Source organism: Haloferax sulfurifontis, from assembly GCF_014635105.1.
Lineage (GTDB): Archaea > Halobacteriota > Halobacteria > Halobacteriales > Haloferacaceae > Haloferax > Haloferax denitrificans.
Map to the genome: position 1 here is coordinate 29,088 of NZ_BMCI01000003.1, position 11,958 is coordinate 41,045.

Annotated in this window: 10 protein-coding genes; 4 read left to right on the forward strand and 6 right to left on the reverse strand. The window is 69.0% G+C overall.

The window, feature by feature from the left end; all coding sequences use genetic code 11:
- Position 1: 1 nt before the first annotated feature.
- From IEV64_RS08445 to IEV64_RS08465, 5 genes are all read right to left on the reverse strand, one after another.
- Positions 2 to 1,174 carry an ABC transporter ATP-binding protein gene (locus IEV64_RS08445; RefSeq protein ID WP_007274472.1) on the reverse strand — a complete coding sequence of 391 codons (1,173 nt, stop codon included), beginning with the start codon at positions 1,172 to 1,174 and terminating at the stop codon, positions 2 to 4.
- Positions 1,164 to 2,759: an ABC transporter permease gene (locus IEV64_RS08450; RefSeq protein ID WP_188423651.1), complete on the reverse strand. Its 1,596-nt coding sequence runs from the start codon at positions 2,757 to 2,759 to the stop codon at positions 1,164 to 1,166. Before IEV64_RS08450 ends, IEV64_RS08445 begins: the two co-directional genes overlap by 11 nt.
- 12 nt (positions 2,760 to 2,771) lie before the next feature.
- The gene (locus IEV64_RS08455; RefSeq protein ID WP_007274470.1) at positions 2,772 to 3,935 is read right to left on the reverse strand and encodes an iron ABC transporter substrate-binding protein; all 1,164 of its coding nucleotides are present in this window, start codon (positions 3,933 to 3,935) and stop codon (positions 2,772 to 2,774) included.
- A 122-nt stretch (positions 3,936 to 4,057) separates the two neighbouring features.
- A complete protein-coding gene (locus IEV64_RS08460) occupies positions 4,058 to 5,215 on the reverse strand; it encodes an alpha-1 4-glucan-protein synthase (protein ID WP_188423652.1) in 1,158 nt (385 codons plus the stop codon).
- Positions 5,216 to 5,342: 127 nt separating this feature from the next.
- Positions 5,343 to 7,694, reverse strand: a complete 2,352-nt coding sequence (locus tag IEV64_RS08465) for a DEAD/DEAH box helicase (RefSeq protein ID WP_188423653.1) — start codon at positions 7,692 to 7,694, stop codon at positions 5,343 to 5,345.
- A gap of 106 nt (positions 7,695 to 7,800) precedes the next feature.
- Between IEV64_RS08465 and IEV64_RS08470 the strand changes: the two genes are divergently transcribed.
- The 4 genes from IEV64_RS08470 to IEV64_RS08485 all read left to right on the forward strand — a co-directional run bounded on the left by IEV64_RS08470 (position 7,801) and on the right by IEV64_RS08485 (position 11,010).
- Positions 7,801 to 8,232, forward strand: a complete 432-nt coding sequence (locus IEV64_RS08470) for a thiol-disulfide oxidoreductase DCC family protein (RefSeq protein ID WP_007274467.1) — start codon at positions 7,801 to 7,803, stop codon at positions 8,230 to 8,232.
- A gap of 21 nt (positions 8,233 to 8,253) precedes the next feature.
- Entirely contained in the window at positions 8,254 to 8,775 is a 522-nt protein-coding gene (locus IEV64_RS08475) for a GIY-YIG nuclease family protein (protein WP_007274466.1), read from the forward strand.
- A 222-nt stretch (positions 8,776 to 8,997) separates the two neighbouring features.
- Positions 8,998 to 9,801 carry a helix-turn-helix transcriptional regulator gene (locus IEV64_RS08480; protein WP_007274465.1) on the forward strand — a complete coding sequence of 268 codons (804 nt, stop codon included), beginning with the start codon at positions 8,998 to 9,000 and terminating at the stop codon, positions 9,799 to 9,801.
- Between the two features lie 81 nt (positions 9,802 to 9,882).
- A complete protein-coding gene (locus IEV64_RS08485) occupies positions 9,883 to 11,010 on the forward strand; it encodes a pyridoxal phosphate-dependent aminotransferase (protein ID WP_188423654.1) in 1,128 nt (375 codons plus the stop codon).
- Positions 11,011 to 11,058: 48 nt separating this feature from the next.
- Here the strand turns inward: IEV64_RS08485 and IEV64_RS08490 are convergent, their stop codons facing one another.
- Positions 11,059 to 11,844, reverse strand: a complete 786-nt coding sequence (locus IEV64_RS08490; protein WP_007274463.1) for a CBS domain-containing protein — start codon at positions 11,842 to 11,844, stop codon at positions 11,059 to 11,061.
- Positions 11,845 to 11,958 lie beyond the last annotated feature (114 nt).

An 11,958-nucleotide genomic window follows, 5' to 3' on the forward strand; every position in this document is an offset into this window, starting at 1 on the left:
CTCAGTCCGAGTAGAGGCCGGTCTCGGGGCGCTGTTCGCGCGGGAACCACGCGAGTTCGTGGCCGGCGTCGAGCGTCACCTCGACGCAACCGTCGGTCGGGACGGTCTCGTCGTGGTTGTGCATGCACAGCAGGTTGTCGCCGCCGTGGAGTTCGACCTCGTAGAGGATGGTCGGCCCGAGGTAGCGCTTGCCGACGACCTCGCCGTGGCCGTCGCCGCCGCCGTTGCAGGGATGCGCCGACACGTCGTCGGGGCGAACGAGGATGTCGATGTCGGTGTCGTCGTACTCGGGCGCGAGGCCGTGAATCTGGTCGCGGCCGACCGTCCCGAGTTCGGTCTCGACCACGTCGCCCGCGATGCGTCCCGGCAGGAACCCGGCGTAGCCGAGGAAGCCCGCGACGAACCGGGACTCGGGGTGTTGGAACACCTGTTCGGGTTCGCCCACCTGTTCGAGGTCGCCGTCGTTCATCACGGCCACGCGGTCGGAGATGGACATCGCCTCCTCTTGGTCGTGGGTGACGGAGACGGCCGTCACGCCGGCCTCCTTGAGGATGCGGCGGACCTCCTCGCGCATCTGGACGCGGAGGTCCACGTCGAGGTTCGAGAAGGGCTCGTCGAGGAGCAGGATGGCCGGCTCCGGCGCGAGCGAGCGCGCGAGGGCGACCCGCTGTTGCTGGCCGCCGGAGAGCTCGTCGGGGTAGCTGTCGCCTTGGGTCTCCAGTCCCACGAGGTCGAGGAGGTCGGCGACGCGCTCGTCGCGCGCGGCCTCGTCGAGGTCCTTCAGCCCGAAGGCGATGTTCTCGGCCGCGGTGAGATGCGGGAACAGCGCGAACTCCTGGAAGACGACGCCGACGCCGCGCTCCTCGGGCGCGCGGAAGGTGTCGCCGCCGGAGACGACGTTCCCGTTCAGTCGGACCTCGCCCCCGTCGGGGCGGTCGAGTCCGGCGATGAGTCGGAGCGTCGTCGTCTTCCCACAGCCCGAGGGGCCGAGGAGCGTGAGGATTTCGCCCTCCTCGACGCTGAGCGAGAGGTCGTCGATGACCGACTCGGTGCCGTAGGACTTCGAGACGCCGTCGAGTTCGAGGACGCCGCCGATGTCCTCGTCGTCGGCCTCGGAGCCGGTGGATTCCGCGCGGTTCGAGCGGTCGGTGGTCGAGAGTGTGCTATTTGACATCGTATCCCTCTTGGGTGATGATAACGAGCATCGAGAGCCCGGAGACGAAAAGCAGGATGAACGCGGGCACGACGGCCTGACCGAAGTAGCCCTGCTCGTAGGCCGTCCAGATGTGTGTCACGAGCGTGCTGAACCCCGAGGGGCGGAGCAGGAGCGTCGCGGGCAGTTCCTTCATCGTGGTCAGGAAGACGAGCGCCGCGCCGCCGAACAGGCCGGGCGCGACGAGCGGGAGCGTGACGTGCCGGAACGCCCCCGTCGGGGTCTCGCCGAGCGTCCGCGCCGCCTCCGGGAGCGCGGGGTCGACCCGGAGGAACGACGCCCGGAGCGACCCGATTGCCTGCGGGAGAAAGCGGATGACGTAGGCGAACACGAGGAGGTAGAGCGTCTGATAGATGGGCGTCGCGTACGAGCTTCCGAAGAAGACGAGCGCCAGCCCGAGGACGACGCCCGGCACCGCGTAGCCGACGTAGGTCGCGCGCTCGAAGACGGAACTCAGCCGCGAGGGGTGCCGCGCGGCGAGGTACGCGACGGGCAGGCCGGCGAGCGTCGCCGCGCCCGCGGTCGCCGCCGCGACGAGGACCGAGTTGAACGCGTACTCGGGTTGGAACGCGAGCGACCCGCTCGTCGCGGCGACGCCCTGCGCGAGCCACGTAAAGAGGATGCCGAGCGGGACGAGGAGCCCGACGGTCGCGACGAGCGCCGCGAAGCCGAGCGCCGGGTACTTCCACCGGCCGAGCGGCATCGGCGCCCCCGAGCGCCCGCCGGTCGTCGTGCGCTCGTCGCCCCGAATCTTCGATTCGAGGGTCAAGATGAGGAGCGTCACGGCGATGAGTTGGAGCGACAGGAGCGTCGCGGTGTCGCGGCCGAACGTCCCGAACTCCACGTAGATGACGCGGGTGAAGGCGTCGAACCGCATAATCGCCGGCGTGCCGAAGTCCGAGAGGACGTACAGCGCCGTCAGGAGCGAGCCGGCGGCGACCGCGGGGCGAATCTGCGGGACCGTCACCCGCTTGAACGCCTCCCAGCGGCTGTGGTTCAGGGTCCGCGCGGCGTCGATGAGCGTGGTGTCCATCGACTTCAGCGCGGCCCGGGTGGTGATGAACACGTATGGGTACGTGTAGAGCGTCAGCACCAAAACGGCACCGGGTAGTCCGTATATCTCGGGGAGCGACTCGACGCCGAGCGGGGCCAAGAGCCGCTGGAACGCGCCCCGCGGGCCGAACGCCGAGACGAACGCGAACGCGCCGATGTAGCTCGGGATGACGAGCGGGAGCGAGACGACCACGGTCCAAAAGCGCCTGAACGGCAGGTCGGTCCGGACGGTCAGGTACGCCAGCGGGACGCCGAGCCCGATGCACGCGGCGGTGACGAGCGTGACGAGGACGGCGCTGTTCAGGAACACTTCGACGGTCGTCGGCCGGGTGACGAGCGACACCGCCTCGGCGAACCCCACGTCGAGCGCGGTCTTGACGAGCCACAACAGCGGGACGACGACGGCGGCGGCGACGGCCCCGCTCGCGATGGTCAGACCGAGCGGTTGCTCGTCGTCTCCTCCACCGGTCCCCGTCTGCTGTTCGGTCGCCATGAGTGTGCTACCTCAGAGGACGCCCACCTCACGCAAGAGTTCCACGGTTCCTTCGAGGTCCGAAAGCTGGGTCAGGTCGAGCGACTCCGGCGGGCTGAGTTCGTCGATGCTCGGCAGTTCGCCGATGGGGTCGACGCCCGAAACGAGGGGGTACTCGAAGGTGGTCCGCGCGAAGTAGTCCTGCGCTTCGGCCGAAAGCAGGTGGCGAACGAAGTTGCTCGCCAGTTCGGCGTCGTCGGTACTGTCGAGGACGAGCGCGCCCGCGACGTTGAAAATCGAGCCGGCGTCGCCCGCGGTGAAGGCGGTCGAAAGCGGCGCGTTCGGTCGCCCGGCGAGGATGCGCTGGATGTAGTAGTGGTTGGCGAAGCCCGCGCCGATTTCGCCGTCGGCGACGGCCTGCGAGACGAGGAACTCGTCGTTGTACTCCGTGACGCCGAGGTCCTGCATGCCCTGTAACCACTCTCTCGTGGCGTCTTCGCCTTCGAGGACGCGCATCGCCGTGACGAACGCCTGGAACGAGGAGTACGTCGGTGCCCAGCCGATGTTGTCTCTGAACGCCTCCGTGTCGGGGAAGGCCATGATGTCGTCGGGGACGTCCGACTCGTCGAACTGGTCGGTGTTGAACGGGACGGTCCGGGCGCGACCGGAGGTCCCGGTCCACTGGCCGTCCGGGTCGTGGAACTCGTCGCGGACGAGGTCGAGCACGTCGCTCGGAAGCTCCTGCGTGCGACCGGCGTCCTTCAGCGCGCCGAGCGAACCCGCGTTGACCGAGAAGAACACGTCCGCGGGGCTGTTCTGGCCCTCGGTCTGAATCTGGTTGACCAGTTCGGCCGCCGAGTTGTACCGCGGGCGAATGGTGAACTCGTCGTAGTACTCCTCGAAAAAGGAGATGAGCTCGCCGACGAGCGCCTGTCCGCGACCCGAGTAGAGCGTGAGTTCGCCCGAGAGGTCCGGCATCTCCGCGACGGAGACGCCGCCGGTGATGTCGCGGTCGCCGAACGGAGACCGCCCGGACCCGATCTGTCCGACCGACTCGTTGGCTCCGGCTTCGGTCGTCGTCTCCGTCTCCTCGTCGCCGCCGGTACACCCGGCGAGCGCGCCGACCCCGAGGGCCGCCGTCGTCGCGATGAACCGGCGACGACTGTGGCCGCGAGGCTCTCGGTCGCGTTCGTGCATACATTGATTTAGGTCTCCCTAAATCATTTATACCTACCGATTTGTCGGGCGACGCGGCCGAATCGCGGGACGCGGGTCACCTCCCCCGCGTCGTCGCGCGGGTGGCGTTCGCCGTCGCCCGTTCAATCGTCGGCCGGCGCGGCGGCCCGCGGCGCGGCGAGCGCGTCGAGGCAGTCCAGCCAGTCGCGCATGTGCTCGCCGACGTAGTTGAAGAAGTCGCCGTTGCGGTAGTCGGACCAGTCGCCGTCGGCGAGCGCGTCGGCCATCGCCTCGAAGACGCCCGCGTAGCTGTCGGCGTCGTCGCCGACCGCGTCCACGACCTCCCAGAGATGCTCGTTGAGTTCGAGCCCCGGCACCTCGTTGTTGAGGTCGTCGAACGTCGGGCGGGCGGCCTTGTTGTGCTCGCACAGCGGGTAGCCGGTGAGCACGTCCTTTCCGAGCACGTCGGCGGCGCGCTTGAGGAAGACGCCCGACCAGATGTCGTCGAAGCGGCCGACCTCCCACTCGTTGTCGTCCATCGGGAGCTGGTAGAACGCCGGGATGACTTCGCGTTCGAACGCGAGGTTCATCGAGCAGACGGTGAGGTACTGGCCCGGTTCGGCGACGAAGTCACCATCGAAGTCCTCGAAGTCGGTCCGTGTCTGGGCCTGCCCTTCGAGGTCGCCGTCCATCAGGATGCGGACCGCGTCGAGGTCCGGGACGTTCGTCCACAGCCCCTGCGAGGCGACCACGTCGCGGAGTTCGCGCGTTCCGGTCTCGACCGTCTCGTCCATCGCCGAGTAGGGGTAGCCGCGGGGGTACAGCCCGTGTTCGTCGGCGTTCTGGTAGAGGACGTTCACCCAGCGCTCGTCGCTCGACACCGACTCCACCTCGTCGGTGCGGTCGAGGTTCGCCATGTGGCGACCGAAGAAGTCCCACTCGTCGTGGGGGAGCGTGTCGTCGTCGATGAACACGCCGTAGTCGAACTCGGAGTGCGCCCACATGTACAGCAGGCCGAAGCTCGTCTGGGCGTGGCTCGCCGCCGGCACGAGATGCGAGTACTCGGAGATGTCGTGTTCGTCGTACCACTCCTCGCGGGCCGACCCGTCGAAGACCGCGCCCGAAACCCCCTCGTCGTCCAGCATCGACGCCATCCCCTCGGCGTCGCAGAAGTCCTCCGTCACGAGGAGGACGAACAGCCGGTCGAGGTCGAACTCGTGCGCGCGGGCGTTGTCGAAGTACGACCGCATGCACTCGTACTCCCGGATTGTCGGGACGACCACGCAGATGTCCGCGTTCATTGCCCCTATAGATTTAGGGTTCCCAAAAATAGCTGTTGGTTCGGAATAGCGGCCCTGAAATGCCGGTATCGTGATATTTCACCCGTCGGGTCGGCGGGGGCGGGCGGTTCGCGCCCGGCCGCCGGATTCAGGCCCGCGTCCCCGTCAGCGACTCCAACAGCAGGACGGCCGTGTCCTTCGCCAGCGGGTCGTTCGCGTTGCCGCACTGCGGCGACTGCACGCAGGAGGGACAGCCGTCCTCGCAGTCGCAGTCCGAAATCAGGTCGGCGGTCTGGCGCATCAGTCCCTCGACGATGTCGTAGCCGGCGCGCGTGATGCCGACCCCGCCGGGGTGGCCGTCGTAGATGAAGATAGTCGATTGGTCAGTATGAGAGTGGTACGGCGTCGAGAGCCCGCCGATGTCGCCGCGGTCACAGAGGAGTCGGAGCGGGAACAGCGAAATCATCCCGTGTTCCGCGGCGTGGATGCCGCCGTTGAAGCCGTAGTCGCGGCCCTCCGGGCGGTCGTTCGATAGCTCGCGCATCTCCCCTTCCACGTCGCCGGGGACGGTGAAGTACAGCGCCTTCGTCCGCAGACTCGTCTCCGGGAGGTCGAGCAGTTGCTGGCCGATTGTCGTCCCGCGCTTCGGGTCGCGGCGCTCGAAGCCCGTTATCTGCTTTCGCATCGTCACCTCCGCGAACCGGACCTCCACGTCGTCTCGCGCCGACAGCGGCTTCGACAGGATGTCCCGCTCGACCGTGATGTGTTTGTCGTGGAGGACGCGGGTGTAGTAGTCCGCCCACGTCGGCTGGAGCCGGGCCACGTCGCGGTCCAAATCCAACTCGGCGACCTCGTACGTCTGGCCCTGATGGTGGTAGACCGCGCCCGGATGGGCGTCCCGGAGCGCGTCGTCGAACGCCAGCGTGGCGATGGTCTCGTCGTTCCGCGAGTCCATCAGTTGCACCTCGCGGTCGGTGATGGTTCGGAGGCTCATCGCGTGTTGCGGGCTCTCGCCCCCGTCGTGGGTCCACCGGAGGCCGTCGTCGGTCTCCCGGCGCGCCAGCGTGCCGTCGGCTTCGAGGTCGGAGACGGCGCCGGGGAACGACCCGCCGAAGTACGATTCGTCGTCGGTCGAGAGCCAGTTCTCCGCGGCCGCGCAGGCGACGTGCGACGGGAGGAGATGGTCGTTTTCCGGGTCGGAGACGGCCCGTTCGGGGTCGCCGTCGAAGAACTCCGCGGGGTGGTTCATCAGATACTGGTCGAGTTGGTCCTCGCCGCCGACGAGGACGACGAGCGCGGGCCTGTCGCCGCGACCCGCCCGCCCGGCCTGTTGCCACGCGGACATCCGCGTGCCGGGGTAGCCGTCGATGAGCACCACGTCGAGGCCGCCCACGTCGACGCCGAGTTCGAGCGCGTTGGTGCTCCAGACGCCCGCGATGTCGCCGTCGTGGAGGCCGGCCTCTATCTCTCGCCGCCGGTCGTGGGTCAGGGAGGCCTGATACGCCGCCACCTCGCCCGCGAGTCCGTGTTCGCCGCGGCTTCTGAGGTCGCTCGCGCTCTCGGAAGCGTACCGTTCGGCGGCCTGTCGGGCGCGGGTGAACGCCAGCGTCTGGTGACCGCGCGCGACGAGGTCGACAAAGAGGTTCTTCGTCTCGACGTGACCCGAGCGCCGCCGCCCCGACCCGCCGGCGTCGGGGTTGTCGTACTCCGGGGGGTTCCAGAGGAGCCAGTTGGTCTCGCCGGTCCCGCTCGCGTCCTCGTCCACGAGCGCGAAGGAGTCCTCCCGCTCGCCCGTGATGCGCGCGGCGTGCTCGACGGGGTTGCCGATGGTGGCCGAACAGCAGACGAACTGCGGGTCGGCACCGAACCGCTCGCAGACGCGCTTGAGCCGGCGAATGAGCAAAGCGACGTGGCTCCCGAACACCCCGCGGTAGCCGTGGACCTCGTCGATGACGACCGTCTCAAGCGAGGAGAAGAACCACTCCCACAGCCGGTGGGCGTGCGGGAGGAGCGCGTAGTGAACCATGTCGGGGTTCGAAAGCAGGACCGTCGGCATCCGCTTTCTCACCTCGCGCTTCTCCGATTTCGACAGCCGCCCGGTGTACTGGTCGACCGAGACGCGACTGCCGAAGCCGAGGCCGCGCGCGAGGTCCGACAGCGTGTCGAGTTGGTCGGCGACGAGCGCGTTCTGCGGGCCGAGATAGAGCGTCCGCCCGCCGTGGTCCATCGCCCGCTCGAACGCCGGGACGGTGTACGCGAGGCTCTTGCCGCTCGCCGTCCGCGTCGCCAACACGACGTTGTTCCCGTCGCGGATGGCCTCGACCGCCTCGGCCTGATGCCGGTAGAGTCGGTCGATGCCGCGGTCGTCGAGCGCCGACGCCAACCGCGGTTCGAGGTCCACGTCGGCGAACGCCGGCTCGCGCGCCTCGAACCGGCGGTGGGACCGAATCTGTCCCTCGTAGTACGGTCTGGTCCGAAGCCACTCGATGAGGTCGTCCACACGCCTACTGCGGACGTGGTCGCCCTAACGCTGTCGCAGGCCGGAACTGATAGCACACGGTACGGCCGCCGGGCCGTTTTTGTTCTCCGCGCCCCGACGGAAGCGTATGAAGGAGTCCGCGGACGCCGTGCTCATCTACGACGGCGAGTGCGCCTACTGCTCTGTCGCCGCGTCGGCGCTGAAGCGCCTCGACGACGTGGAGGCCATCTCGTGGTACGACGACGCGGCACAGGCGTTCCTCGACGCCCAGTTCGCCGACGTGCCGTTCGCCATGGTCTTCGTCGACCGCCGAGCGCGCCGCGTCTACGCCGGCCGCGCCGCCGCGAAGGAACTCACCGACCGCGCCGGGATGCCCGGCCTCCTCGGCAGTCTCGTCCGCGACAACTACGACAGAATCGCCAAGGCCGTCGGTGCCGCCAGCGGCCGCGGCCGCGACCCCGACGACGTCCACAGCGTCTACGACCTCGACGCCGCCGCGGCCGACCTGTTCCCGGCCCTCCTCGACAACGCCGAACAGCGACCCGCCGAGCTTTCGTAACCGGACGGACGTACTCCGACTATGACCACCCCGCGGACCCCGACCGACGACGCCCCGACAGTCCACTCGCTCGACTCCGCGGTCCTCGGCACCGACGACGACCCGCTGGCGCTCGACGCTCGGTCGCCCGTCGGGACGTACGCGCTGGTCTTCGACGCACCCGCGGTGACCGTCGAGGTCGGCGCGCTGGGCGACCACCGCCTCTCGGCGGGAGCCTACGTCTACGTCGGGAGCGCGTTCGGAACGGGCGGCCTCCGCCGCGTCCGCCGCCACCGACGCGTCGCGGCCGGCGACCACGACGCCCGCCACTGGCACGTCGACTACCTCGGCGGGTCCCCCGCGGTCGACCTCGCGCGCGTCGTCTGCGTCACCGACCGCGACGTGGAGTGCGCGGTCGCGACCGACCTCGCGTCGTCGCTCGGTGCGGCGGGCGTCGATGGCTTCGGCTCGTCGGACTGCTCGTGCGACGCGCACCTCGCGCGCGGCGACTCGGTGGAGACGGCGGTTCCCCTCGTCGAAGAAGCGTTTCAGAGCAAAATGTGAAGGGGAATGTCTTCCCCTTCTGACGCCCGAACCGGACCGGGCACCCCGGCTCGGGCGAAAAGCCGGTTGTCAGAGGCACCCCGGCACTCCCTCATACTCCTGCCACACGCTTTACTTCACCCATCGCATCACTCACGCACGCCGTGAGTTATAATATATAAACAGTTCGTTTATTTATATACTAAGCGTCGGTTCTCCTGTTATTTAAGTAGTAACACGTTCATGCAGTTCGACATGGTTCGGTCCGAGGTCGACGAGGTGTTCGACGTGCTCGCGTCGCGCGCCGACGTGCTCGACGCCGTCGTTCGCCAGCCTCGGACGACGGCGGAGCTCGCGGACGACCTCCCGGTGTCGCGGTCGACCGTCGACCGCGGGCTTCGCGAGCTGGAGAGCGCGGGCTTCGTCGAGACGAACGGCGGCGTCCACCGCCCGACGCTCGCCGGTCGAATGGCGCTCGATACGTACGCGCACTTCGTCGAGTGTCTGGACGACATCGACGCGGCCGCCGCGGTGCTCGACTCCCTCGACTCGGACGCGCCGCTCGCACCGGCGTTCCTCGACGGCTGTGACGCCATCTCCGTCACCGATGGCGGTTCCGGCCCCGCGCTGTCGAAGCTCACGTCCTTCGTCGAAGAGGCGACGTCGGTACGCGGTTGCGTCCGCGGGGCCCTTCCCTCGCAGGTCGACGCCTACTACCGGGCCGTCGTCGAGGGCGGCATCCCGGTCGACATCGTCGCCACCGACGACGTGGTCCAGCGGCTCGTCACCGCCTACCGGCCACAGCTCGCCGAGGCGTGGTCGGTCGACTCCTTTTCGCTCCGGTCGGTCGATTCGCTTCCCTACAGTCTCGTCGTTTCGGACCTCCCGGACGGCCCCGTCGCGTTCCTGGTCGCGTACTCGGAGCGAGGTCTCGCGGGCGTCATCTACAACGACTCGCGGCCGGCGGTGTCGTGGGCCAGGCGACGCATCGACGACTGGCAGACGGACGCCGCGCCGCTTCCTCGGCCGACGACCGACGACCGCTGAGCGCCCCGCCGTCCCCCATCGCCTGCGGCCGATGTCCCCGAGACCCCAACGACTTACGGCAGTGCCCGCGAAGGAGTCCCAATGACGACGACGTTTCCCGGAATTCCCTATCTGGAGTGGATTGTCGACCGGGTGGACGAGGCCACCCACGACCTCGCGACGAGCGACCTCGGCTCGTCCCGGCGCGGCGACGACCTCGTCCCGCCGGTTCTCGCGGGTCGCTCGGACCCCGAAGACGCGACGCTCGCCGGCCAACTCGCGGAACGCTACGGCGTCTCCGAGTCGTCGGTCCTCGTCACCGCGGGCGCGACGAACGCGAACTTCTTCGCCGCCTGCGCCCTCCTCGACCTCGCGTCCGGCGACGACGAAGACCGTGACGAATCCGACGCCTCGCGCCCGCAGGTGCTCGTGGAGAAGCCGGGCTACCAGCCGCTCGTTGTCACCTCGGAGGCGCTCGGCGCGCGCGTCGACCGCTTCGTCCGCCCGCCGGAGTACGACTACGAACTCGAACCGCCCCGCCTCGACGGGGCCTCGACCGACGCCTTCGCGTTCGCCATCGTCACCAACCGCCACAACCCGTCGGGCAAACTCACGCCGCGCGCGGAACTCGCCGAGGTCGCGGCGGCCGCGGCCGACGCGGGCGGCTACCTCCTCGTCGACGAGGTGTACGCGCCCTTCGTCGACCCCGCGGTCGACGGCCCCTTCGGCGGCACCACGGCGTCCGGCCTCGACAACACCGTCGTCACCGGGTCGCTGACGAAGTTCTACGGCCTCGGCGGCCTCCGCGTCGGCTGGATTATCGGCCCCGAGGAGGTCGTCGAGCGCGCCCGCTCGGCGTCGATGTACCTCCCCGCGGTCGCCGAACCGAGCACTAAACTCGCCCGGCGCGCGCTCCACCACAGCGACGAGATAGAGGCCGCCGCCCGCGAGCACCTCTCGGCCAATCACGACCTCCTCGCGTCGTTCGTCGCCGAGCGCGACGACCTCGACGGGCGCATCCACGCCGGCGGGACGTTCGCCTTCCTCGACCACGCCGACGCCGACGGCGACGCGGTCGCGGACGCCGCGTGGGACCGCGGCGTGCTCGTCGTCCCCGGCCGATTTTTCGACTCGCCGGAGTCGTTCCGCATCTCGCTGGGCGGCGACCCCGAGGCGATGGAACCCGGCCTCGAAGCCTTCGGCGACGCGCTCGACGACCTCGCCGAGTAGCCCGCCGCACCCTCGACCCACCGTTTTCGCCTCCTCGCTTCGGTCCGTCTACTGTTCTGTCTTCTCGATGAGCGGGTGCTGGAGGTAGTCGTTGACCTCCACGTCCGCGAGCGACCGGAGGCCGCCGAGGCGGGCCATCCGCCGCAGACCCAGTTCGTCGACCTCCTCCGAGACCGTGAGCACGTGCGCGAGCATCCGGTCGATATCGAGCCGCCTCGCGGCCATCGCCCGGTGGTGGCCGTCGACGAGGAGCGTCTCGGACCCGTGGGAGACGACGATGAGCGGCTCCGCGAGGCCGTTCTGGAGTTCGTACTTCCGGCCCTCGAGCTCGTCGCCGTAGACCTCCCGCTGGGTCGGAATCAGCGAGCCGACCTCGACTTCCCGCTCGCCGACGTCGATTGACGTGTCGTGGGTCCGTTCGAGCATCTCGCGGGTGCTCTGGACCTTCGAGGGCGTCGTCCGCTCGATTTGGCTCCGCACCGCGTCGCCGTTCGAAAACAGGCCGAGCAACACCCGGTCGTCGTCGACGACGGGGAGGAACTGGTGGCCGGTGCGGAAGATGACGCGCGCGGCGTTCTTCACCGTCATCTCCGGGCGGACGACCACGAGGTCGCGGCTCATCACCGACTCGACCCGCACGTCGCCGTTGACCTCCAAGAGGTCTATCGCGCCGACGAACCCGAGGAGGCGGTTCTCGTCGTCGACCACCGGGAGGCCGCCGTACTGCGGTCCCGCCTTGAGTTTGTCGACCACGTCTGTGACCCACGCGTCGGGGTCGACGGTCTCCACGCCGGTCGTCATGTACGCGTCGACGCGCACGTCGTCGAGTTCCATCGGTGTCATGGCTGGTTCCCTCGCATCTCGGTCGTCCCGCGGTTGGCCGCCGAGCGCCCTAAACGTATCTGCGACGAAAAACGAGGCGGGACGGCGACCGGCGGCGCGCTCGAA